Below are 21,945 nucleotides of genomic sequence, written 5' to 3'. Positions count from 1 at the left end.
GCTTCCCCGCTCCGAATTCAAATGATTTTCCGTCATTCCAACACCTGTCCCGAATCGAGCGAGCGCGCCCGGCCAGCATGAGTCACGAATGGTATCGGCCAGAAGTCCATCTGTTACTCCCCCATGAGGCATCTCAGGGCCGACGGGTCCGGGGTTGATGCCATCGTTTCGACAACGCTTTTTGCGCCGGCACACATCGGCGACAAGGTGTACTACCAGCATTTTGCGCCGGCCGAAGGCCGCCATGCCTCGAAAAACCAGATCGGCAGCAAACCCGCCATCGACGGCGCGCTGATTGACGCCCTGAAAGCCAAAGCTGCCGGCTACACCCTCCTGCTGGGCTCGCATGGCATCGGAAAAGCGGGTATTGAAGACCTGGAATTCCAGATCAACTATCTGGAAACCCTGCGGCAGATTGCGGCGAAGGCAAACACCGCGGACGAACTCGTTGCTGAAATGAAAGCCGCATACCCGGACTGCAGCGGCGAAGAGGATCTCCAGGGCATCGCGGCCAAGCTCTACCCGGCGGTTTCCGCGGACAGGAGCGAGGCCAACAAAAAGGCAGCGCTGGTTTTTTTTCCAGCTCGTGATGGGCGACCGCGACTACGAAGCCGCCGGGAAATATGCCGGAAAATATATCCAGCACGATCCACGTATTGGCGATGGATTTGACGCGCTGGTTGAATCGCTCGAAACCAATCCGATTTGGAGAGATCATCCGAAATCAAAAGTCGCTTTCAAACTGGTGGCCGCGGACGGCGACCTCGTTTATCTGCAAACCCACAGAGAGATCAAGGCGGCGGACGACGGCTCGCCCGCCCGCCGGATCGTTGTTCACGTTTTCCGTTTCAATGACGCTGGAAAGATCGACGAGCACTGGACCATCGTCCAGTCCGTAAAACTGAAGGACAGCGTAAGCAAACATCCGCTATTTTAAACCAATTGGCGAAGGAAATAGACAAGATGAAAACCATCCTGCGAGTTTTAGCCGTGAAGTGGTAACGGAGGGGCTGACATATTTTTGTAGAACAGTTGTCCTCAACTGTTCACGCTGGCTACGCCAGCATGATGGGTAAACAATTGGGACAATTGTTCTACATCTTCGCATTCGCGGAGTCCAACTCCGTGCTACAACCCTTTGATGGAGAGTTGACTTGGTGAAAAACGGTCGAGCGAGATTCATTGAGTTCCTAAAGCGATGGGGGAGCCTGTCGCAGTTCCGGCGTTGGCCGTGCGTTTTACTCTCACATTCAGTTTTGGGCGAAGAATGCCGATCTGCTATCGATCGCGGCCGAGATGGATGTCGATCCGCCGAATACCGACTCATTGAACTTTCATCAAATGGCAGGATTCGTGCAAATCGGAACACGGACGCTAGACAGCGGTAAACTCGTATCGATGCAGATACGGTGCCTTTAACGACCTTTATACGTTAGAAAGACGAATGACATTCAAAGCTCTTGTTGTTGAACAATCCGGTGAAGCCGAAGTCTCCGCTGCCGTGCAGCATTTGACCGAAGACCGGTTGCCTGAAGGTAGCGTCGCGATCGCCGTCGAATATACCACCGTCAACTACAGATATTGAATGGCAAAATCCGGGGTCGCATCGTCGTCGATGTGAATCATTAGACCGCAGCACAACAAAGGAATTTCCGATGACCCGATTCACTCTTTCGCTGATCGTTTCACTGCTCGTCGCCACCACAACGATGGCTCAGGATGCGGACAACGCGACCGGGCGGCCCAACAGGCAAGCAGATGCACGTCCTCGACAGCGGCAGCAATCTACAACAATCGCATCAATCGGTGATGCGGTGATGAAAAAAATTGATCTGGCTTTGCCTGACGAGCTGTACCTAGGCTACCTGTTTTGGCACCAGGCGGATGAACTCGCCACCGATGTTGTTAATTACGCAATGCTTCTCGATGCTGAGGGAAAGGTAGTTCATCGCTGGGATACCGATCTAACGGGAGGGGGACATACCTCGTACTTACTGGAATCCGGTGGCCTGCTGCGCATGGGCATTAGGGATCGAAAATATGTTGCGGGGCAGCCAGTGGCCGTCACCGACACGCTTCAGATCACAGACACAACTGGACAAGCAGTCTGGGAGTTGAGTGCAAAGAACATTCATTTTAACGGGAACAAAATCACCTTTCACCACGATATGTTGCCCATGCCCAACGGCAATATTCTGGTTTTAATTTACGAAGAAATCAGCCCGAAAGAAGCGGCGGCGGCTGGTTGGTCGGCCGGCAAAGGGAAAACGGTTTGGTCCGATGGAGTGTTGGAGATCAAACCCAACCTGGAAAAGGATTCCCATGAAATCGTCTGGTATTGGCGTTTTATTGACCACATGATTCAGGATCAAGATGCCAAAGCGGCCAACTACGGTGTCATCGCCGATCATCCGGAAAAGATCGATGGCCACTTCCCCAGAAGCTATGCGCCAATGAATGCTGTGCGGCAGCATTTGAATGCGCTCGACTATCACCCGGGCATGGATCAGATCGTTGTCAGCTCCTTTATCTACAGCGAAATCTGGTTGATCGACCACAGCACGACCACCGAACAAGCCGCGAGCTCCACAGGCGGTCGAAGGGGCAAGGGAGGAGACCTGCTGTTCCGATACGGCAATCCCGCTGCCTACGCGAGGGGCACGGAGAAAGAACGGCTCTTCCAAAATCAACACGACGCCAACTGGGTTGACGAAGGTCTTCCTGGAGCCGGCAATCTCTTGGTGTTCAATAACAATACAGGCACGAGCAGCATAGCCAGAGTCGGCACTGGTGGAGCGGCTGCCGCGCTCGCCCAGGAACAGTTAAAGGGAATTAGCAACGTCCATGAAATTAGTCCCACTGTTGATAACGGGCGTTACGTCATCGAGAAAGCTGGAGCGTTTGAGGCGAAGCAAATTTGGTTCTGGGAACACAAAGACTTTTTCGCTCCCTTTCAAGGTGGAGCTCGCCGCTTGCCCAATGGGAACACACTTCTAACCGATACGGTGGGCAGACGGGTCTGGGAAGTTGCGTCTGATGGGGATGTCATCGTTCGCTACAAAGGTCCTGCTCCTGCCTTCAAAGCGTTCAAGTACTCCGCCGAGCAAGTAGCGAATTTGTTTGAGTAAGGAACGGTATCACTATTAGTGGCGCAGTCGGTAGTGGACGAGGCAACTCGTCCCGTGCTGAAGGACTCGTTGCCTCGTCCACTACGAAGTGTGCTGATCAAGAAAGGAAACCCTATGCCCCCTATCACGAAAAAGAAATTTGGCCCGAAGGGATGGACGCCAGAGCGTCTGGGTTCGCTCGACGGCAAGACCTATGTCGTTACTGGTGCCAACGCAGGTGCAGGATTTGAAGCGGCACGCGTGTTCCTCTCCAAGGGCGCATCAGTGGTGATGATGAACCGCAGCGCCGACAAGTCAGCCGCCGCCATCACGACCTTGAAACAAGAATTTGGCAGTGATGCCGACGTGACTTTCGTGCCAATGGACCTGGCGGTGCTTGATTCCGTGCGGGAAGCGGCAGCGAAGATATTGGAGATCGTTCCCCGCATCGACGCGCTCATCTGCAACGCAGCCATCGCCCAAGTAGCCAAACAAGAGATCACCGTCGACGGTTTCGAGAGCCAGCTTGGTGTAAACCACTTCGGTCACTTCCTGCTGTGCGGCTTGCTCTTCGCTTCAGTCGAGCAGTCGGCGGGACGGATCGTGGTCGTCGGCAGCAACGCCTACAAAATGGGACTGAAAAGAATTCAGTTTGAGGATCTGAACTTCGACAAGAACTACACCGCCTGGAATTCCTACGCCCAAAGCAAACTGGCACAGATGATGTTCGCCTATGAATTACAGCGCCGGGTCGAAGCTGCGGGTAAGAACGTGACTGTCCAGGTCTGCCATCCCGGCGCGTCACGAACCAATTTGTTGAAGGACACAGCGAGTACATTCAACAAGATTCTCTGGTCCATCCTTTCTCGCATCATCGCACAGTCCGCCGAAAAGGGATCGTGGCCCGAAGTGATGTGCGCGACCGAAGCGAATGTGGAGTCCGGAAAACTTTATGGCCCCACAAAACGTTCACAAACGGCCGGTCCCATCGACGAATGCCCGTTGAATGAGTGTGCCCTGGATCGGGAAGCCGCTGCCAAACTCTGGGCTCTGTCTGAGCAGAAAACGTCCCTAAGCTGGTCGCCGTAGTGGCAAGCCCCTTTTTGTAGATGGGGATGAAATGCTCGCTGCAGAGTAAAACCAAGTGATATCTAACTTCCCCTGATTTCACTCGGAGCAACGAGCAATGTCGAAAATAACCTATCACGTCGGACTGGACTATCACCAACACAGCATCCAGGTGTGTGTCATGGACAAACAAGGCAACATTATTCAAAACGCCACACGACCTAACGATTGGCGGGCGGTCGCCGAGGTCGTTCCTGAAGGCGGCACGGTTTTCGCCGCCATCGAGGCCTGCTGTGGCGCCGCCGACTTCGCCGAAGAACTCATCAACCATACCGGCTGGTCAGTCAACTTGGCACACCCCGGCTACGTCGCCCGCATCAAGCAAAGCCCCGACAAAACCGACTGGGCCGACGCCAAACTGCTCGCTGACTTGCAGCGCGTCGGTTACCTGCCCAAGGTTTGGTTGGCACCGGAGAACATCCGTGAACTCAGACGTCTGGTGCGTTACCGGCAACAACAAGTCAATCATCGTCGAAACGTCAAACTTCGTGTTCGAGCACTCTTGCGTGATCAGCGTGCCAAGTCTCCCGCCGGATTTACTGCCAAGATTCATAGTCACGGTTCCCTTCGTGCCGTAGTCATCAAAGGTCAAGCCAGCTACCTATCACATGAGGATTCCGAAGGCAAAGTGATGTCACCCGGCAGCTACTTCCATTCGCAGGGTGAAAGTACGCACCACGTTTCGACCGATGGCAATTCTGACTGCATCATCTACGTGCGCAGCGAAGGCAAGTTCGACGTGATTCCATAGCGGAAGGGCGAGAGCCCTCTGGTTCGCACCGTAAGGTTTGTGCCGCTCCGCTAACCAGGCTTGCTCGATGCTTTGCTGAATCGCTTGACGACTTTCGCGTCGACATCATCGAGGCTCTGGTACGTCAGGTGCCGGCGGAATTTCCCGCTTCCCTCAAGTAACTCTTCGGGATCGTCGAGCAAAGTACCTTGGGCGAACGACAACTGCACGTGTGCTTTGTACGGGAACACGCCGCAGAACTGGCCTTCTTTCTCGTCGGGCCTCAACGTGTATAGCGTCCCGCCGTACTTCGCGACCTTTGTCGATTTCGGTACCGCCACCATCACAAGCGAATCGAGCAATTCAATGAGTTTCTGTTTTTCTGCGTCAGTCATGATGTATCTCGTTACGCAAGCTTTGCACCGTTGGAAGCATGACTTGGGCCAGTCTACTTGCGGACGGGTTCGGCCTGTTCTGGTGGCGTCAAAGCTTCGGCGCGTGTTGAGCCAAATTGTTCGCCTGGCCCTGCCAGCTTGTCCGCAGTTGTCCATCCGCTGCGAAGATTAAGGTCGCGTTGCGGGAAGGCGATCTCGATGCCAGCCTCCGCGAACCGCTTGTCAATCTCGGTGTGCAGTTCGGCAATCGCTTTTAGACGATCGTCAACATTGGGAAGATAGGCCCGCAACGTGAGCGTCAGCGAGCTGTCAGCAAACGCCTCGAAAGTCGTCCTCGGTGGTGGGTCGTCAATGACTTGTAAGTTATCCGCCGCCACATCGAACAGGATCTGTCGGGCTGCTTCGCTGTCACTTCCGTAGGCCACGCCCACCGGAATGATGACGCGATTCACTGAGGCGCTGAGCGTCCAGTTCAGGATGGTACCGGTAATCAGGTTCTTGTTTGGCACTACAAGATCTGTTTCAATCGTTGGCAAGTTTTTCTAATAACCTAAAGGGCAGGAAGAGTCGCATGGGGTAGCCAGGGAGTTCGGAGAAATCGAAGTGCTGGTAGAACTCTTTTGAAGGGGCGTCGACGCAGTCGAGTATGACGGCGATGAACGCGAAGGTTTCGGCTGCGTCGTAGCAATCCTTTAACGCAGTCGCGAGTAAACGCTTTCCGATGCCTCGGCCTTGAAACGATTGGTCGATGCCGAGCCACGCTAATACTGCGACGGGTAACTGCCGATTGGGAAGCGACTTGGCAACTTCGACGGGTAGGTCCGAGAAGTCGACTTGAGATGTTGCCAGCGTGTAGAAGCCAACGATGTGACTTTCGGAGTCGAGCAAAACCTTGGTCGAACTAAGATGCTTTTTTTGACTCTGAAACGCCGTTTTCTTCAGCCACGCATCGACTTCTTCCTGGCCGGATTGGAACCGTGTCCGGTTGTGCGACTTAGCCAGTAGCTCGACTCGCCAGCCGTCAGGATAGCGCACGCCGCTCACGCATCGCCCCGCATGATCGACCCGAGTCCTTTTTGCGCCTTGGTCAACTTGGGTGGCTTGGCGAGCGCATTCCAAAACTCCAGTTGTTCCGTTGGCGTCATCGCAATCGTGTGTGACTGGGCCGCTGCCAATTCACGTTCGGCCTGACCCATGACAACACTGCGAACGTAATCACTCACACTCACCCGTCGCAGTTCGGCGGCAGCACTGAGCAATGCCTTCGATTCTTCATCGAGCCGCACCATCAATGAACTATTCTTTTGCATCGCGTGCTAAACTCTTTCACTCATTCGTCGACATGTTTCACCGGCACTCATTGTACTGCACAACGCTATACACGGCAAGTTCTTGTGGATAGTCCTCTTAACACGACAAACGAGAACCATTTAAGCTCCGACGCCGGACCGGAGATGGCCCGAGCGGCGGCAGTCTATGTTCGTCAATCTCGAACCAGGGGACTCACTTATAGTTCCTGTCAAAACCAAGCCGAATTGTGCCAATCGCTTGCTTTGCAGAGGGGATCGGCTGGCAGAACCACGCCGCGAACACCAATTGTTCGCGGGATAACGCGGGCCAGCCCGATTGGACTCAGTCAAATAGGACGCAGGTTTTCCTGGTGCTTGTCACAATGACAGCAAGTCTTGTCGGCTGCGGTGATCGAGCAGCGACGCCGGTCGCAACTGAACCTGATCTATCGACGAAGATCGAGCCGGGCAAATATTCACTCAAGTCAGAACAAAGACCCAGTCGGATCACGAACCGTTTCGGCAGGCTGCCTTTGGGGATGGAACCTATCGGACTATTGATTGGTACTTCAACAGTGGTTACCCCGGTGAGTGGAGGGACGTTTTTTATTACGCCGAAGCGTTGTCCAAATTTGACGCTCAATTTGACGATCGTCTACCAACCTTGCAAGAACTAACTTTTGCCTGTAAGGATGGCTATGATCAAACGTGCCCTGACTTTGTCAGAAGCTATCTACTGGTTTGAGGTTTGGTTCTGGGACGGCGTTAAACGTGGGCTCTGACCGCTCGATTTAATTTAGTGGTACCGTCCCGTTGCAGCACCAATTTTTCGCCTTTGCGTTGCATGGTCGACTGAACTGACTTTGACGTTTGGCCTACCAGTCGGATCGGATCGCTATCCGCATTTCTTTGTTCTTGAAAGCGACGGCACATTCCTACAGTCGCAAGGCACTGGCGAATTGGAAAAAGGCAAAGGCTACAACGAAGCGAACTTCATCGGTTTTCTCAATGCGTGGACGTCGGAGAAATAGGAAATAATCCGCGTGAAGATACTTCTTTCGCACGTCATACCTTCGATTTCTGGCGTTGGACCAGATGCTTTGACTTGCACCGGGGAAACAACTCCGCATTTCGTGTTCTAACACCACTGATGTATTAAAGAAGGACAAGCGTGCCCAACAAACAACCAACAAACACGCCACCCGCGTCGCCTGCTCCGCCGGCAATACCGAATCCTGCATTCCGCCTCCCCTCCAAAAGGAACCAAACTCACCCAGCCGAACTGAACGACTCCTCTCAGGGTTACTTATGCAAACGGCGCGAGTGGATTCCCAAAAAATGGCGTCAGAGGCCCGATCGCCGGCCAATTTGTTTACCCGACAGCGTCCTGCAGTTCTCGATCACCTGGCGTAATTGGTAGTGGACGAGGCTACAAGTCCCGTCGATGACTGACCCAGAGATCTACACCCTCAGTCCGTCGGGAGCATCACCCACAGTTCCGGTCGACCAACGTTGCAGTGCACCGCTCGCACTAGCATCCCCATGCAGGCCCAGGAGACGAACAACGTCATACGAGCCGCATGCCAAGCGATGGGAAACGTGCTTGCGGATTCGCGCTGCCCGTTGTCGTCATGCTCAACCACGATGACCGGGCGTAGCTTCCATCCCCATTGCGAAGCCTGATCGAGCGCGGCACCAATAACGGCCTTCGCCTCAGCCTGCTCATCGACTCTATCGGGCAACGATGCCGTGAGCCGAGCGATCCGGAGTTGAAACGCGACCTGGACGACACCAAACCACTTTGAAGTCCGACATCGCAATGTCGATGTCGAGCCGCGAGAGTTGGCGGGCGGCGACTTGCTTCAATTTGTCCGTCGCGACGACAACGTCGGCTTCCGCCTTCTCAATCCGGGCTTTCAAGTCCTCGACTCGGATATCGTTCAGGTTCTCGAACACTTCGTGCTTCAGTATTCGTTGAACCTCCTCCGTGTCCCGGTTGATTTGAGCTTTTAACTGAGCCAGGAGCGTTTCAACTTCAGCCTGCTCCTTATCAAGCAACGTCTTAGAGCCTTGGAACACGGCGTCACGCAAGCCCTCGTCATCAACAATGACTCGGAGTTCATCGACGACCGCGGCCTCGATCATCGCGGCTGAAACCGACCCCATCTCGCAGGCATCGGCCCCACTCTTAGCATCGCGTGAACAACAAGTGACGACTTTGGTAGTGGACGAGGCCACGAGTCCCGTGTTGCAGGACTCGTGGCCTCGTCCACTACGTTCGTTATTGATCCCGCGATGCTTAACCGTCGTTTGGCAAGCGTAATACCGATACACGCTCGACTTTCTCTTTGTCGTACGGTGAACCATTCGGCAGTCGCAGTACGGACAAACAAGAATCCCCTTCAACAGTGCCGAGTACTTGTTGACCAGTCGCTGTGCTCTCCCCTTCCGGTGCGCCTTCAGCATCTTGCCGACCGCGTCAAAGGTTTCTTGGTCGATGATTGCGTCGTGCTCACCTTCGTAGATGTGCTCCTTGTAGGCGATTTTTTCCCACATACAAGGGGCGGGTGAGCAGTGAGTGAACTGCCGGCTTGTCGAAAACTCGTCCGCCACGCGTCCGCCCGGTACGAGTACGCCAGATCTTGTTCGGCCAGCCGAATTCTTGGAGGCGTTTCACCACCGGCAGTAGCGAACCGAACAAAACGGTCCCGCCCTCAGGGTTATGTAGGAGAGAACTCGATAGGGTTAACCAGAAACTGCGAAGCAACCCGCCACCGGTGGGCTCTTTTGGAGGATGATTAAGAGCACAATGAAAACCGTAGTTCAAATCGCATCCGGGACAATGTTGGCGACAACCATTGGATTGTTGGCCATGCTATTGGTCGGGCTGATGTCATGGCCACTGGCGAGAGGCGTGAGCGGAATCGCGATCGGCTTGATCGCATCGACCATGTTTGCATTGCTGTTGCGTAAGAAGCTTGGCCAGCCGATTTCGATCGTCGCCAGCGGAATCGGAGCGATCGTCGCGTGCTTCTTCGCGATTTCAACCGCAGAGATCCTTCCGCCAGGAAGCTTGCAGTGGTTTTTCCAAGGCGGCCTCTACGGCGCTGCCTTCGGTGTCCCCGTTGCCACGATACTGTCGCCGCTGGCATTGATCGAACGTCGCCGCGTCAATGACGATTCAGTTTCAAACTGAAGTGTGAACGTTCACTGGAGAAGGCGACTGCATACCAATGGTCGCTTCGTCGCTCGTTCGAGTGTCTGACAGTGCGATGGCTAGGCTTGCGGTCCCGGTGGCTGAACCACGTTGAGCATTACGAACTTCTCCAATGGCGATTGATCTCGGAGAAAATGGAGTCTGCACTTTGATCGACGCAGTTAAGTTCGACGACAAGCAGCTTCGACCAGTGGTAGCGTCCGCCTGGTCGCGAGTGGCGATTCCATTCTCTTAGCAGCTTGGATGTCGCTCGCTTATGGATCAAAAGACGGTTTCCTGACCTGCGTACGTGCGAGACATCACACCACCTGAATGACCTGCGAAGCCACGCGTGGTAGCCTTGAACGCCTTCATCAGTGATCACAATTGCCGTGGGATCGAGAGCCAGCCTGATTGTATTGAGCAACGCCTCTACCAGACACATGCCGAGCAACGCGAGAAAAATGTAACTCATGACACTTCTCTCCCATGGTCCTGGAGTGGTAGCTCCCTTTCCAAGTGGAAAGTTGAACCAAACTGCATCGGTTTGAATGGCGATCAACGGGATTCCGAATAGCAGCAGCAGGGGCGCATGCGTGCGAAACAGCACCCATCCGCTCGATACAACCGAGGCGACGAATGGACGTTCTTTGGCATGGCGATCGAAAGGATCGGTAGCAGGAAGATGTAATTCTTCTTGAGACATGGCGAATGGTTTCTCAGGACGATGGTGTTTAAATCTCGGCTTGAATGCGTTGCAGCCGATCGCGGATTTGGGTCTTGGTCCGGTTGATCTGCTGCTGGCTTGAATGGGGAAAGAACGGTAAATCATCGAGGGAGACTCCCATCCTTGCCAGAGTCAATCGCCACGCTTGCACATCATTGAAACCAGACGTGATCGGTGACGGACGCTGCAAAACCAGAGTGCTGATCCTCGTGGCATCCTGCTTTGCGGCCGGCCCGAGTGACGCGTAAGCGTCTCGAATTCCTTCAACCATCGCACGTCGTTGGCTCCAGTTGTCTTTGGTCGAAACGTGATCGAGTGCGTCGCGCAGAATGGGCATTGCTCGCTCAGCACCGAGGTCAGCAAGCCTTGAAAGAAAATGCCCAGCCTGTTCGTAGAGTTCGGGCCGAGTCCAAATGGCGAGGTGAGCTGGATCGGGTTTGACGAACGTGCCCGGTGGCATCAAAGATAGGGCTTTCGCTAACTGCGATCGTTCCTTTTCGGTCGCATCATCGAACCCAATCCGTCGTGCGTAGGCGGTTCTGAGTTCGATCGGCGTTTCGCCCTTAGAAAAAACGTTCTCGATCGGACCGGCAATGTCTTTGACTCGCTGGTCACCGACAACGCGGGCGATCAATTGATGGTCGTCGAGGCCTGCGTCGAAGAAAAAGAGCGAAAGCCAGCGTCTCGCTAATTCCAGCCTAGCTGGACTCGCGTCGGGATCGTCGATCGCGCGTTTGACTTCCAAACGCAATCGTTCGCGGGTGTCATCAAGCTCCGCAAGAAGCGGCACCTCGATGGCTTCCAACAACGTCGGCTCCAAATCAATCCGTTGGTCCGACGACTTCCAATCACTTCCGCCAATCCCAAAGGATGCACCCGAGATTGTTCCGACAGCCATCTGAAGATCAAAGTCGAAGTAGAAGACGTTGCCAGGAACAAAGTGTCGAACTTCACTCCTGCGAAATTGAACGTCATTGCCGGTGCGGGAAATCTCCACTCGTTCGACTCGTGGAATTTCTTTATTGTGGGTCGAAACCAAACGCACGACCCAATCCGCTTCTTCGGCGGGTGTTGGCTCAACCTCAACAATTCGTTCCACACCGGCAAGACGTAGCGCCCAATCGGCTTCGAGCGATTTCTCAACCTGCCGCAACTCGTTGCCTTTCACTCGCCGCATGAGTCCCGGATGTTTGCGAATCAATTGACCAGGGTTGGACGGGAACACGCCTGGTTTTGCATTTTCACCAGTGCGGACCAAAGCGAACGCCGCAACCGAAGGATCGCGTTTGCGGCCAGCTGGGCCGGTGCTTTCAACAGTGACACTTTCGACGCCCGGTAAATCTAGAAGCATTGTGCATAAGTAGTCACATTCGGGAGACCGGTAGAGTTCGCCGTTCTCGACGTACACGTTTCCGGTCAAGATGATCGGTTTACCAGGGAGAATGTCGGGTGAGACTTCCGCGTGAAACTCCGATATCGCTGACGAGCGAATGGGTTGCATGACCAACCAGCCCAGTCCGAGCGCAAGTAAGGTCGCGATCGGAAACGCGGCCCAACCGATCTTGGTTGGTAATATTCGCTGAATACCGAGCGTCGTCGCAAGATAGACAAACACGGTGGGAGCAACGAGAAGAACCAAGCCCGGAACGATGAGTGCAACGAAGCCAAGCACGACCAGCATCGGGCAACAGAGCGCCATCGCGGCGGTGACGCCTGTGAGGGTTAAAACAATGTTGCCAAATTTACGCATAATGGATTCGATACCGTGACGATCGGCGCACACCTTCCGCGGCAACGACCGCAGGTCGATGAAGTCTAGGTCACGATCTGAACCCGCTAAAACCCATTGTTGACGGTGACTTGATCGAGCGTCAGTTGCCCAGGCTTCGGCCAAGCTTCTTTAGTGCCTTTGCCGATCGCAACCATTGGTCCCATGACGTGGTCGTCGGGGAGGTTGATCAGCTTGGCGACGGCTTCGATGTCGAATCCGATCATGGGGCATGACTGGTAGCCCATGCCTTGCGCGGCGAGCATCATGGTTTGCATGGCGATGCCAATTGAGCGTTGGGCTTCGTCGCGTTGCAGCCACTCGCGGCCTTCGTGGAATGGCCCCATCCAGCCCACCAACATTTCAGCGACTTCCTTCGGCGCATTCGCAAGCGTCAAAGCAGACAAGCATCTGCTCGATGAAGGAGACGGTTACCACGGCAAAAGCAAAACGTTTGATCGCACTCACGCAAGGCAATGTGGCTCTTGAATCTCAAGCTGTCTCGCGGGGTGCGGCTCTAGTTATCGTCAAAAGTTGCAAACAACACTTTCGGTTGTGAGTAACCTTCGATTGGCTTTCAGCTACTCTTCTTCTGCGTCGCGTGCGCGTACTCGAATCGAGGCTACTCTTGCACTCTTGAAGTCAAAATAGAAAGCTGGATTTCGGTACATCGCGGCTTGATTATCGAGCTTTGTGGTCGGCTCGCCGTATGCCCCGATGACTTCGTCCCAGGAGCTGCCGATGCCGATCCCCTCCTGTGTTGCCCCCAAGAACTTCCGGGCTCTTGGCCCCATGGCATTGGTGTCGAAGCAATGGATAGACGTCAAACCATCCTTCGACGAAACCCTCAGTCGAAAACCACGCGAGTCGTACTGCAATTCGTCGATCGTGTACTTGGGATCCGCTGGTTCCCATCGAACGTTGCCACCCGGCCTCAGATCCGGGACAAAATTTGGGTCGTTGCCGTTAATAGCCAACTTCGTCCCTTCTCGCGTCACGATTTTGTCTGGTTCTCCGAACATGGCGATGACTTCTGGCTTTGACGCGCCGAATTTTGCCGGGCCAAGACCACTTTCATCAGAAATTGCATACGCTTTGGTGCTTGTGTCTGGCGGCAAGGCATCGGTAGCTTCCACCACGTATCCTGCAGGGGCGGAGATTGCGAACAATGAAGCATCGATCGTCTCGTCGAACGAGAATTGATCGATCACTTCGATGACTGAGTTGAGATTCGCGTCTTTCCCGCGGTCGACCGAAATGCGGATAGGAAGATGGGTTTCGGCGTCGACAATGACGTTTGCAGTCGCGCCGTCGAAAGACGTTGAGAACTCAAGTACTTTTTGGCCGTCAAGCACCTTTTCCGCAACTTCCATTTCGGCTTGGGCCTCGAGTTGGAGTAGTTGACCATACGCGCCCAAGACTCGCCGCGAGACTGACGGGAGATCGTAAATGGGGTAGATTTCTGCTCTTTTCTGCGAATGAAACAGGTCCATGACCTTCGACGCTTCGTTGTTCAGCACGTGGACATCGTCGGCTCCCTCTGCCCTTACATAATCGGGAGAGACAAACGAAATGTCGTACGAAGCCGTCTTCGCGTTGTTAGCAAAGGTCTCTAATCGAAAGGTCACTGAGTTCAATTTGCGGATCGCATCTTGAACTTGGGCGAACGCCTGATTTCCAGGACCGTTCCACGGAATCCAAAAGCCGCCGACCGCCAGCGCAAACGTCGCGGCAACCGCTGCAAGCTGGAACCGACGGCTCGTTGTTTTAGCAAAGACCGGAGAGGAACGCGGAACCTTCTCTTCCGACGTTGGCCAAACAATGTCTGGATCCGGGAAGGCGGGTGTTTGTTGCTCCCGCAGCGCGAGACAAACTCGATCCAACGTTTCGTCGGGGTGGGAACCCATGACTGATCTTGACATTGCGTTTTCCTTTTCCAAAACTTGAATCGAAGTTAGTTACGAATGGAGGATGGCTTGATGTCATCGAGCGAGAGCCGAAGTTTCTCCCGGGCTCGAAAAACAAGCACGCCAACGTGCGACTTATCTGTTTGCAAATGTGCGGCGGCCTCGATGTAGCTCTGCTGCTCGATGCAACAAAGCCAAAACGCTTGGGCTTGGTTGGCAGGCATCTTTGAGAGTTCAATGCGAACGCGATCCATCAACTCTTCCAGCTCGAGCGCATCACCGGCCTCGTTTTGTTCCGCCGCTCTCTCTTGCGGTTCGTCAAAAATCCGTCCATCACCTTCGCGTTTGTTTGCTCGCAACAAGTCAAGCGATCGCCGGACGGCAAGCCATTTGAGCAGTCCAGGCAAATTGTGAATCTGGCTATTTTGGTCTTTTTGAAAAGCTTCGATCATCACGTCTTGAAAGCAATCCAAAGCATCAGCGTGCTGCGACACAATTCGGCTGATGGTGGCCCAGACCATCGGTCCAAACTCCGTTTTCGCCTGCTCCCAATCGCGCATCGCTTCTTACTCCCACAAGCCAAGTCATTCCAAGAACTACAATAATGGCGCCGGCAAGCAGACAGAAATTACAGGTTTAAAAGAAGATTGCGGATGTTTCTTCCATGCGGCACGTCTCCGCGAATGCCGTCGTAATGCCCCGCTAGGTCTGACAGGCGATTTCTGAACCAACTAGTCTCTTGATTTCACTGCCACACATCTAGCATCTACAGTGTCTTGCTCCGGTCATCACCGATGTCAGGCTGCAGCAATCGACTGACTTTCTGTCACAGAATTCGTCGATGCTGAACTGCAAGATTGGTCGCTTTGGTGTACTTTCGCAAGAAAGTTTACCTGTCAGTCGCTTCCTGGAATTCTGGTTTGCGAGGGCGATATGAAATTGGCACGGACCATTCGCTGTCATGAGGCAGAGGAGATGGAAAACCATCGGATCCATTCCATATCAACGTCAACTGCATGAGCGTCTTGTCGCCCGAGAGCTTGATGGCGGGGCGAGATCCCAAAACCACGCCGATCACCAATACGGTGTCGCCTCCGGATTTGCGAAAGACAACGAAGAATTCTTTCTGATCCTCAGCCCTTGCGATCCCATATCGTCTCGGTTGAACTGTACCGGTCACAACCGGCGTCAGTTCGGAATCGGCATAGTGGTCCGAGTAGAACTTCACGATTTCATTTGCCTTCGCGTCGACTGGTAGTGATGTCCAGAGCAACTTGTCTACAGAAAAATGGATGTCAGCCCCTGGGCTTGACGTCAATAGTTCTTGATCGATGTGGGGAACTGAATCGGCGACGGGTGTCCACGTCCCTGCCAACTTTAGGAACCGCAAATCCTCGTTCAAATTGCGAATCGAAACCACAGCCAGCAATATCTTCGTAGGATCATCCGAGTAAGCGAGGACGCTTGATGGTGAATCAAGAAGCTCCCGAATTCTGCGCGATTCAATACTGCCCGCCGGACTCTGAAAGAGGGCAATCGTGACCCTATCGTGCGCTTCGAGGAAATCCAGGTCTTCATCGCTGATACGAAACTCCATTCCTTCCCGACTCAGCGTTTCAGTTTCGACAAAGTCGATCGCCACATTCACGTTCAGCACCGTTGCAGGGCTTTTCTCGCCCTTTCCGTCAGAAATTGACAGCCTCAGGTTAAACGGACCAGACACCGGAGCCACGAACCGTACGACCTTGGCGTCCAGACGATGCTCCTTTCCGTCGCCGGATCGTTTGGCGGGTGCCACAGGGCGGTCGATGTAATGGATGTTGAACGCCCGATCGCACGAAATTCCAACCTGACAGTTCGCGTCGTCACTCTCGCTCGTACCATTTCCCGCTGACGATAAACGCTTCGCAACAAACTTCAAATACTCTTCTATCCTTGAAATTGCAGCGCGAAGGCGAGATGCCTCCGATCGATTGTCTTTGGCTTGTTGATACTCCTGATCTGCAAGAGCGAGTTGTAATTGTAAATCAGCAATTCTCGTCGCCAAAACTTTGGCCTTTTCATCGATTCCTGCGCTCGCGGTACCAACCTTTTCATCGGAGAGCGACACGTCCGAACCGATGATCGCTCGAATCCTAGGACTCAACGTGCGTTCGAGTCGCACCCGTTCCTCATTATAGAAGGCCGACTCGTTCTGATTGATCGACGGAGATTCGAGCTTCTCCAAGACTTCGGCAAGACGCTGACTCGGTTCCGAACTCTGCAGCATCTTCAGCCGCATTTTTTGGACCGTGAACTTGTTCAATTCGACTTCGAGCTTGACGATCTCAGTCGGAACGGTGTCGCGAAACGCTTGATTTTGACGCTCGTCAAAATCTGATTTCTCTAGTCGCCCCATCCGTTCTCGCGCCTGCAGTAAATGCTTTGCCAAGACCGTCCGTGTTTGGGAGAGCTTCTCACGCATCTCGGGGTCAAGAGTGGTCTCTGGACCGGGAATGAGCTCGAAGTAGGTGCGAGCCTTGGACCCACTCTCTTGATTCGCTGTGACGGAGTAGACAACCAAGTTCGACGCAAGTCTTGCAGAGTCTTCTCGCAAGAACTTCGCCACATCCTCGACATCATTGATTTGGCGTGTCTCACTGCCCGTTCTTTCGCCTGGGTTCTCTAGGTTGACCAAAAGAAACTTCAATTGCACAAGGTGACGTAACTCGTTCACCGGCTCTTCTTCACCTTCAATCTTGCTTCGGCGATAGAACACGATTCGACCGTCAGCGTCACGAGCCAGCTCCAGTCCGAAATAGCGTTTGAATCTTTCTAATTCTGGATGCTTTTCGGTCTGCTGGTCGATCAGGTTTTGCGGTGTGTTCGCGGGTGGCTCGACTTGTGATGGGCTGGTGATCGCTGGCTTCAATAAAGACTCGTCGATGCGGAACAACAACGCATCGACACGACGTTCAATGATGGACTTGGCAGAGTCCTCGCGACGGTCGAGTCGCTTACGTGTCGCTGTCAAGCGTTCTTCTGCATCAGCGAGTTGCTTGCGCTGGAGCGAGAGTCGCAGTTCAAAGGCTTTCGCTACGAGTCTTTCGAGCTGCTCTCGCTGCTCCTTGCCCACGCCAATGTCAGCTCTTTCTGGATCAAGCCCACCGCGAACCTCGACAGCAAACTCCGCGGCCTGGTTTTCCGCACTGATGTAGCCTCGCTTCAATTGCTCGATTACAGACACCGACTCTTGGATGCGTTTATCAAAGGCACCCGGCGGTTCTTCCCACAATTCCGTTTCCCCTCGCCCGTCGTCAACCAGTCTCCGGTTCTCGTCGTACCGAAGCCCCAACATTTCAAGCGCACGGGTCGCATCGCGTTGGTCTGAGACGTCACGATCATCAGGGGTGTGATCCGGGTCACTGAACCTCTGAAGCAACTCAATCACCTTCGGTAAGTGACGTCCCGATTTTTCCAAGCTTGCACGGCTATAGCGCACCACCAATACCGTCTCCGCGGAAAATCCCATTTTCCTATAAACGCTTGCTCCAGATCGAAGGATCGCGATTGCCAGGCGTTTTCGTTGGCCCTCCTCGTAATCGTCCGCCAAAGGCAACCGCCAGTTGAGTCTCGTTTCAGGCTGCTCGACGATCAGTGTTCCGACGCCCGTCAGCTCCGCAGAAATATCGCTGACTCTGCCGGCCACGTACTCATAAGTGTACGCTGGCGGCAGTGCCCGCTTTCCGGCACTGTCATTTGGGGTGTCCAAGTGTTTCGCAGCTTTGTCATTGTTCGGAATTTGGGGCTCTGCCGCCGCCCCCGCATGACTTGCGATGACGAGAATGATGCAAGCAATTGTTCGATTCATCTTTGGGCCTTCGATTCGTTGGTGGGTGGCAGCAGGGGCAGGTCGGCGAACGGGCGACGTGATTCAGTTTCCAGCATCATCGCGTCACGGTGGAGAAGTTCGGCGTCAAGTAGCGCTTCGTCGTTCCAGTCTGTCGCGTCGATCGAATCCGCGGCTTTCGATTGGTCTGTCGGAACTGCCTGACGGGTTTCCGCGGCATGACTGCGATGCTCAATCCCGTCGCCAATGGATTCGTCGACGTGGATCTTCCGAGGCACGTGAAAGGTCGGTGCTCTAGAAACGGCAAGCCAACCGCAGGCGATGATGAGCAGTGATGATGTGAGGGAGATCCAAACGAGCTTCGTTCGTGTCGGCCAACTCGCTGTTTCGTTTTCTCGCAGCTCTTGGGGAAGCTTTGACTGCGTAGGCTGTTCCACGTGTGCGATGCACTGAGTCAGCAAGGACTCCAATTGCTTCGCATCGCAAATTCGTTCATCGGCGTTCTTGCAATGCAACCTCTCGACAAGGCGACAGAGCCAACTCGGGACGTTGGGGTTGATATCGAGAATCGACCGAGGTTGGTCTTGCACGATCCGATGCAGTACTCCGTAGCTCGTTTCTGCTCGAAAAGGAGATCTGCCCGTGCACATGGCATAGATCACGCTACCGAGCGAAAACAGATCGCTTCGCGCACCGATGGACTCACCTTTTGCTTGCTCAGGAGACATGTATTGCGGCGTTCCTGCGATGACCCCGCTGCGGGTCATCGTGGCATCATCAACAGCTCGAGCAAGTCCAAAGTCAGTAATCGCCACGCGTTCGACGCCATCCTCGAGCAGAATATTCGCTGGCTTGATGTCACGATGCACGAGGCCCTGTTCATGCGCCGCTGACAATCCTGATGCGATCTGCGATGCGATGCGAAGAATGTCAATCACGGGCAATGGACCTTCTCGGTCGATGCGCTTCTGAAGCGACTCGCCGCGGACGTATGGCATTACCAGATACGGAAGCGATTCATCGTTCGAAACCCCATGAATCGCAACGACGTTCGGATGAAGCACGGCCGCGGCAGCCTTGGCCTCGCGGGCGAAACGTCGACGAGCTGAACCGCTGCTTGCCAAGTGGGGTGCCAAGACCTTGATTGCGATAATGCGATCCAGTGAACAATCCAGTGCCTTCAAGACGACACCCATTCCGCCGCTTCCGATCACGCCAGATACCTCATATCCACCCAATCGCCCAAGCATGTTGGGGTCGTCTGTTGGCGTTAAAGCTCTGAGCACATTCTCTATGCTATGCGAAGAACTTCGAGAACCGCATTTTCGATCTCCAATCGAGTTTCGGTAAGGATCAAATCCCAGAAATTGAGTTGCTTCACTCCAAGATTCTGGCTCAGCGGCACATTCCTTCAAGCGACCACGGCAAGTAGCACATTGTTCGAGGTGGTTTTCCCACGCAGACTCCTCTTCGGAGCTAAGCTTGCCCTCAAGCAACTCCAGGTTGCGGTCGGTCATCCCGCATGCGGATGGCGTCGCTTTCATGATTGATTCTCCAGGATTCTTACGATTTGACGCAATCGAAACATCACACGATTTCGAGCCGAGTAGATTGCACCGCGTGATTTCCCAAGGTGTTTAGCAACGTCATCCACCGGCAATCCCTGGACGACCGACATGTCGAATGCTTCCCAGGTTTCAGTCTCGACTTCGACCTTCACACGATCTGCTGCGGCCAAATAAAGCTCGCGCCGATATTCCAAATCGATTAGCTCTTCAGTGACCTGGTCGCTGTAGGCACAATCGTCTAGCTCGATTTGGGCCGATGATCCGCCGGTTGCTCGATCCCGTGGCTGTCTTGTCAATGAATTCACGATGGCATTCTTGATGACACGGTTCAGCCAATGACGGAACCGTGTTCCTGCTTCGGACTTCTCCCACCGCCCAATTGCCGAGACGACTGAGACGAGTACCTGCTGGGCCAAGTCGTGTGCGTCGGCGTCTTGCAGGCCCCGTCGCATGGCGATTCGGAAGATCACCGGACGATATAGCTGCGCAAATTGCTGCCACGCCTCCCGGTTGGCCGGGTCCTTCACCTGCACTAACAGGCTTTCTCGAGTTTCAGGGAATTCATGCACAACGAGGGTCTCCTACCAGTTAAACACGGCTCAACTCGCGATCTTTTGCGGAATTCAAAACATTTTCTGCGATTACCTCAGCATAAATGAAACCTCACCTTCTGTGGCACTCGCAGCCATCCGGGTGATCAAGCCAGCTCACTCGGCGCTCTCTGAAGACCACAGATCAGCTTGACGTCGCAAGATTGCCTACATATCGTATTGCGATATATCGCAACTTGCAAATAAGCAATTTCGAGCGAGTACATGAAATGCGAACCGTTGATTTTCACATCCTGTTGAGTCTCCTGGATCACCAGCGGCACGGTTACGGAATCATCAAAGAGGTTGAGGCGATGACCAGCGGCGACGTCCGAATGGGACCAGGCACTCTGTATGGTTCCATCAAGCGGTTGATCAATCTTGGACTGATCATCGAATCCAAGAAACGACCGTCGGCAAAAGACGATGACGAACGTCGCCGATGTTACTATCGAGTGACCGCTGCTGGAATCAAAGCGACACGTGCGGAATGCGAACGTCTGCAATCTCTCTTGGAAATCGCTCGTGTCAAAAAGGGGCCAGAGTTCACAAGCATGGTGGGGGTTGGTTAGATGAAAGAGGTACCGCAACTGCATCAGAGAACCGCAAAACTCTGTTATCAGTATGTTCTCTGGCTCTACCCTGCTTCGTTTCGTCGGCAGTTTGCAACTCAAATGTCGGAGACCTTTGCTGAACTGGTACAAGATGACTTCGCGGTAGGTGCTTGGCATGGGATTGCGTCGTCATGCAGAATGATCGGCCACGAACTTCTTGTTTGCGTGCCGTCGCAACACTTGCGTTGTATTTGCGAAGTGGTGCGAGCCGGCCAATTGCGGCGATATTGGAGAAGCGTCGTCATTGGATCCATTGTCGTGGGCGTGGTACTAACGCCAGCGGACCTGGTAAGCACCCTGTTGGTTGCGGCGGTCTTGGTAATTGTTTTTTGGATACTAGCGTCCGTCTTCCGAGATGACCGATCCGCCACAACTGTAGAGGTAGAGTTATGAATCGATTATCAAAGACAGTACTTGCGTCGATTGTCGTTCCATACCTCATGATTCATTCGTCGATCGCGATTGGACAAGTACCATCGATCAGCCCACCGACCGACAACACAGCGGACAAAGGTGGAACCAAGGTCTTTCCGGTGCGAATTGAAAACGGCGATATGGCTAAGCCCATCGAAATCAGTCAATGGTCCGATGGCGACCGACATTCGCTCAACGATCTCAAGGGAAAAACAGTCGTGCTCCATTTCTGGGGCACGTGGTGCGGTCCCTGCATCGCGACGATTCCGGTTTGGAAGCGGCTTGAGGAGAAGTATTCCAGGGAGGAAGTCGTCTTTATTGGAATTCACACGGCGGGTACTGGGATGGACGATGTGCGAGCGTTTATGAAGAAGCACAACTGGGAGCACCTGACCGGGATCGATGAAGGTGTCGCGATCGCGGATAGCGTCACCTTTCGACGCTACGGCATTTCTGCGGTCAATCAAATTGTTGTCGTAAACGCAGAAGGAGCTGTGACCTACAACGGAGGCAAGCCGACACAATCGGCTGGGCCAGTCGAGATTGCACGACAATTGGGCGTCAAAGGTCCGGGGGAGGAATCCACTGAACAAGAGGCCCAAGACGGTGGAATCGCGATCATGACGCACATGTATGACAAGGAAATCGAAGCCGCACTGCGATCCGCAAAGATTGGAAACTGA

26 protein-coding genes are annotated in these 21,945 nt (G+C 54.0%); 12 read left to right on the top strand and 14 right to left on the bottom strand.

Going from position 1 to position 21,945, the window contains the following annotated elements:
• Positions 1–123 precede the first annotated feature (123 nt).
• The 7 genes from Poly41_RS11355 (at position 124) to Poly41_RS34860 (ending at position 4,986) form a co-directional block, all read left to right on the top strand.
• Complete coding sequence (locus Poly41_RS11355; protein ID WP_146526287.1) at positions 124–672, top strand: hypothetical protein; 549 nt, start codon at positions 124–126, stop codon at positions 670–672.
• Positions 590–937 (top strand): nuclear transport factor 2 family protein, encoded by a 348-nt coding sequence (locus Poly41_RS11350; protein ID WP_146526286.1) that lies wholly within the window; start codon positions 590–592, stop codon positions 935–937. The genes Poly41_RS11355 and Poly41_RS11350 overlap by 83 nt, the downstream gene beginning before the upstream one ends.
• A gap of 95 nt (positions 938–1,032) precedes the next feature.
• The gene (locus Poly41_RS35415) at positions 1,033–1,161 is read left to right on the top strand and encodes a hypothetical protein (protein WP_261344892.1); all 129 of its coding nucleotides are present in this window, start codon (positions 1,033–1,035) and stop codon (positions 1,159–1,161) included.
• Between the two features lie 283 nt (positions 1,162–1,444).
• On the top strand, positions 1,445–1,585 hold the full coding sequence (locus Poly41_RS34000; protein WP_197231226.1) for a hypothetical protein: 141 nt from the start codon (positions 1,445–1,447) through the stop codon (positions 1,583–1,585).
• A 124-nt stretch (positions 1,586–1,709) separates the two neighbouring features.
• Positions 1,710–3,128, top strand: a complete 1,419-nt coding sequence (locus Poly41_RS11345; RefSeq protein ID WP_231615595.1) for an aryl-sulfate sulfotransferase — start codon at positions 1,710–1,712, stop codon at positions 3,126–3,128.
• Between the two features lie 114 nt (positions 3,129–3,242).
• The gene (locus Poly41_RS11340) at positions 3,243–4,196 is read left to right on the top strand and encodes an SDR family oxidoreductase (protein WP_146526285.1); all 954 of its coding nucleotides are present in this window, start codon (positions 3,243–3,245) and stop codon (positions 4,194–4,196) included.
• Positions 4,197–4,293: 97 nt separating this feature from the next.
• Positions 4,294–4,986, top strand: coding sequence for an IS110 family transposase (locus tag Poly41_RS34860; RefSeq protein WP_231615594.1), 693 nt, complete (start codon positions 4,294–4,296; stop codon positions 4,984–4,986).
• A gap of 50 nt (positions 4,987–5,036) precedes the next feature.
• Here Poly41_RS34860 and Poly41_RS11330 read toward each other — a convergent pair whose 3' ends face one another.
• The 4 genes from Poly41_RS11330 to Poly41_RS11315 are packed head-to-tail and all read right to left on the bottom strand — an operon-like array spanning position 5,037 to position 6,670.
• On the bottom strand, positions 5,037–5,360 hold the full coding sequence (locus Poly41_RS11330; RefSeq protein ID WP_197231225.1) for a DUF1801 domain-containing protein: 324 nt from the start codon (positions 5,358–5,360) through the stop codon (positions 5,037–5,039).
• A gap of 53 nt (positions 5,361–5,413) precedes the next feature.
• Positions 5,414–5,869, bottom strand: coding sequence for a mechanosensitive ion channel family protein (locus Poly41_RS11325; RefSeq protein ID WP_197231224.1), 456 nt, complete (start codon positions 5,867–5,869; stop codon positions 5,414–5,416).
• Positions 5,870–5,882: 13 nt separating this feature from the next.
• Entirely contained in the window at positions 5,883–6,395 is a 513-nt protein-coding gene (locus tag Poly41_RS11320; protein WP_231615593.1) for a GNAT family N-acetyltransferase, read from the bottom strand.
• 5 nt (positions 6,396–6,400) lie between these two features.
• Positions 6,401–6,670, bottom strand: coding sequence for a type II toxin -antitoxin system TacA 1-like antitoxin (locus Poly41_RS11315; RefSeq protein WP_146526281.1), 270 nt, complete (start codon positions 6,668–6,670; stop codon positions 6,401–6,403).
• A gap of 842 nt (positions 6,671–7,512) precedes the next feature.
• On the opposite strand from Poly41_RS11315, the gene Poly41_RS33995 reads away from it, so the two are divergent.
• Positions 7,513–7,680: a hypothetical protein gene (locus Poly41_RS33995; RefSeq protein ID WP_197231223.1), complete on the top strand. Its 168-nt coding sequence runs from the start codon at positions 7,513–7,515 to the stop codon at positions 7,678–7,680.
• A 438-nt stretch (positions 7,681–8,118) separates the two neighbouring features.
• Here the strand turns inward: Poly41_RS33995 and Poly41_RS11310 are convergent, their stop codons facing one another.
• Together Poly41_RS11310 and Poly41_RS11305 are read right to left on the bottom strand one after the other, a co-directional pair.
• Positions 8,119–8,391 (bottom strand): hypothetical protein, encoded by a 273-nt coding sequence (locus tag Poly41_RS11310; RefSeq protein ID WP_146526280.1) that lies wholly within the window; start codon positions 8,389–8,391, stop codon positions 8,119–8,121.
• Positions 8,381–9,205, bottom strand: coding sequence for a zinc ribbon domain-containing protein (locus tag Poly41_RS11305; RefSeq protein WP_146526279.1), 825 nt, complete (start codon positions 9,203–9,205; stop codon positions 8,381–8,383). Before Poly41_RS11305 ends, Poly41_RS11310 begins: the two co-directional genes overlap by 11 nt.
• 253 nt (positions 9,206–9,458) lie before the next feature.
• Between Poly41_RS11305 and Poly41_RS11300 the strand changes: the two genes are divergently transcribed.
• Positions 9,459–9,845 carry a hypothetical protein gene (locus Poly41_RS11300; RefSeq protein WP_231615592.1) on the top strand — a complete coding sequence of 129 codons (387 nt, stop codon included), beginning with the start codon at positions 9,459–9,461 and terminating at the stop codon, positions 9,843–9,845.
• Positions 9,846–9,963: 118 nt separating this feature from the next.
• Here the strand turns inward: Poly41_RS11300 and Poly41_RS11295 are convergent, their stop codons facing one another.
• The 8 genes from Poly41_RS11295 to Poly41_RS11260 form a co-directional block, all read right to left on the bottom strand.
• Positions 9,964–10,551: a hypothetical protein gene (locus tag Poly41_RS11295; protein ID WP_146526278.1), complete on the bottom strand. Its 588-nt coding sequence runs from the start codon at positions 10,549–10,551 to the stop codon at positions 9,964–9,966.
• A 28-nt stretch (positions 10,552–10,579) separates the two neighbouring features.
• Positions 10,580–12,322 (bottom strand): hypothetical protein, encoded by a 1,743-nt coding sequence (locus Poly41_RS11290; RefSeq protein WP_231615591.1) that lies wholly within the window; start codon positions 12,320–12,322, stop codon positions 10,580–10,582.
• 86 nt (positions 12,323–12,408) lie between these two features.
• On the bottom strand, positions 12,409–12,747 hold the full coding sequence (locus Poly41_RS11285) for a nitroreductase family protein (RefSeq protein WP_231615590.1): 339 nt from the start codon (positions 12,745–12,747) through the stop codon (positions 12,409–12,411).
• 174 nt (positions 12,748–12,921) lie between these two features.
• The gene (locus tag Poly41_RS11280) at positions 12,922–14,262 is read right to left on the bottom strand and encodes a hypothetical protein (protein WP_146526276.1); all 1,341 of its coding nucleotides are present in this window, start codon (positions 14,260–14,262) and stop codon (positions 12,922–12,924) included.
• Positions 14,263–14,294: 32 nt separating this feature from the next.
• Complete coding sequence (locus tag Poly41_RS11275) at positions 14,295–14,807, bottom strand: RNA polymerase sigma factor (protein ID WP_146526275.1); 513 nt, start codon at positions 14,805–14,807, stop codon at positions 14,295–14,297.
• 329 nt (positions 14,808–15,136) lie between these two features.
• Positions 15,137–18,097 carry a hypothetical protein gene (locus Poly41_RS11270; protein WP_146526274.1) on the bottom strand — a complete coding sequence of 987 codons (2,961 nt, stop codon included), beginning with the start codon at positions 18,095–18,097 and terminating at the stop codon, positions 15,137–15,139.
• Positions 18,094–19,620, bottom strand: coding sequence for a serine/threonine-protein kinase (locus Poly41_RS11265; protein WP_146526273.1), 1,527 nt, complete (start codon positions 19,618–19,620; stop codon positions 18,094–18,096). Before Poly41_RS11265 ends, Poly41_RS11270 begins: the two co-directional genes overlap by 4 nt.
• Complete coding sequence (locus tag Poly41_RS11260; RefSeq protein ID WP_146526272.1) at positions 19,617–20,213, bottom strand: sigma-70 family RNA polymerase sigma factor; 597 nt, start codon at positions 20,211–20,213, stop codon at positions 19,617–19,619. The genes Poly41_RS11265 and Poly41_RS11260 overlap by 4 nt, the downstream gene beginning before the upstream one ends.
• 251 nt (positions 20,214–20,464) lie before the next feature.
• Between Poly41_RS11260 and Poly41_RS11255 the strand changes: the two genes are divergently transcribed.
• The 3 genes from Poly41_RS11255 to Poly41_RS11245 are packed head-to-tail and all read left to right on the top strand — an operon-like array spanning position 20,465 to position 21,945.
• Positions 20,465–20,806, top strand: coding sequence for a PadR family transcriptional regulator (locus Poly41_RS11255; RefSeq protein WP_146526271.1), 342 nt, complete (start codon positions 20,465–20,467; stop codon positions 20,804–20,806).
• Complete coding sequence (locus tag Poly41_RS35655) at positions 20,807–21,241, top strand: twin-arginine translocase subunit TatC (protein WP_146526270.1); 435 nt, start codon at positions 20,807–20,809, stop codon at positions 21,239–21,241.
• Complete coding sequence (locus Poly41_RS11245; RefSeq protein ID WP_146526269.1) at positions 21,238–21,945, top strand: TlpA disulfide reductase family protein; 708 nt, start codon at positions 21,238–21,240, stop codon at positions 21,943–21,945. Before Poly41_RS35655 ends, Poly41_RS11245 begins: the two co-directional genes overlap by 4 nt.

Source organism: Novipirellula artificiosorum (assembly GCF_007860135.1).
In the GTDB taxonomy this organism is placed as follows: Bacteria; Planctomycetota; Planctomycetia; order Pirellulales; family Pirellulaceae; genus Novipirellula_A; species Novipirellula_A artificiosorum.
The sequence above is the reverse complement of the archived record's forward strand: the minus strand, read 5'-3'. Positions and strand labels throughout refer to the sequence as shown.

What these genes read in the sequence shown, in the direction of transcription:
- Poly41_RS11355 (WP_146526287.1), top strand. Translation starts at nt 124, where the DNA reads ATGAGGCATCTCAGGGCCGACGGGTCCGGGGTTGATGCCATCGTTTCG.
- Poly41_RS11350 (WP_146526286.1), top strand. Translation starts at nt 590, where the DNA reads ATGGGCGACCGCGACTACGAAGCCGCCGGGAAATATGCCGGAAAATAT.
- Poly41_RS34000 (WP_197231226.1), top strand. Translation starts at nt 1,445, where the DNA reads ATGACATTCAAAGCTCTTGTTGTTGAACAATCCGGTGAAGCCGAAGTC.
- Poly41_RS11345 (WP_231615595.1), top strand. Translation starts at nt 1,710, where the DNA reads ATGGCTCAGGATGCGGACAACGCGACCGGGCGGCCCAACAGGCAAGCA.
- Poly41_RS11340 (WP_146526285.1), top strand. Translation starts at nt 3,243, where the DNA reads ATGCCCCCTATCACGAAAAAGAAATTTGGCCCGAAGGGATGGACGCCA.
- Poly41_RS34860 (WP_231615594.1), top strand. Translation starts at nt 4,294, where the DNA reads ATGTCGAAAATAACCTATCACGTCGGACTGGACTATCACCAACACAGC.
- Poly41_RS11330 (WP_197231225.1), bottom strand. Translation starts at nt 5,360, where the DNA reads ATGACTGACGCAGAAAAACAGAAACTCATTGAATTGCTCGATTCGCTT.
- Poly41_RS11315 (WP_146526281.1), bottom strand. Translation starts at nt 6,670, where the DNA reads ATGCAAAAGAATAGTTCATTGATGGTGCGGCTCGATGAAGAATCGAAG.
- Poly41_RS11305 (WP_146526279.1), bottom strand. Translation starts at nt 9,205, where the DNA reads ATGTGGGAAAAAATCGCCTACAAGGAGCACATCTACGAAGGTGAGCAC.
- Poly41_RS11300 (WP_231615592.1), top strand. Translation starts at nt 9,459, where the DNA reads ATGAAAACCGTAGTTCAAATCGCATCCGGGACAATGTTGGCGACAACC.
- Poly41_RS11295 (WP_146526278.1), bottom strand. Translation starts at nt 10,551, where the DNA reads ATGTCTCAAGAAGAATTACATCTTCCTGCTACCGATCCTTTCGATCGC.
- Poly41_RS11290 (WP_231615591.1), bottom strand. Translation starts at nt 12,322, where the DNA reads ATGCGTAAATTTGGCAACATTGTTTTAACCCTCACAGGCGTCACCGCC.
- Poly41_RS11280 (WP_146526276.1), bottom strand. Translation starts at nt 14,262, where the DNA reads ATGTCAAGATCAGTCATGGGTTCCCACCCCGACGAAACGTTGGATCGA.
- Poly41_RS11275 (WP_146526275.1), bottom strand. Translation starts at nt 14,807, where the DNA reads ATGCGCGATTGGGAGCAGGCGAAAACGGAGTTTGGACCGATGGTCTGG.
- Poly41_RS11270 (WP_146526274.1), bottom strand. Translation starts at nt 18,097, where the DNA reads ATGAATCGAACAATTGCTTGCATCATTCTCGTCATCGCAAGTCATGCG.
- Poly41_RS11265 (WP_146526273.1), bottom strand. Translation starts at nt 19,620, where the DNA reads ATGAAAGCGACGCCATCCGCATGCGGGATGACCGACCGCAACCTGGAG.
- Poly41_RS11255 (WP_146526271.1), top strand. Translation starts at nt 20,465, where the DNA reads ATGCGAACCGTTGATTTTCACATCCTGTTGAGTCTCCTGGATCACCAG.
- Poly41_RS35655 (WP_146526270.1), top strand. Translation starts at nt 20,807, where the DNA reads ATGAAAGAGGTACCGCAACTGCATCAGAGAACCGCAAAACTCTGTTAT.
- Poly41_RS11245 (WP_146526269.1), top strand. Translation starts at nt 21,238, where the DNA reads ATGAATCGATTATCAAAGACAGTACTTGCGTCGATTGTCGTTCCATAC.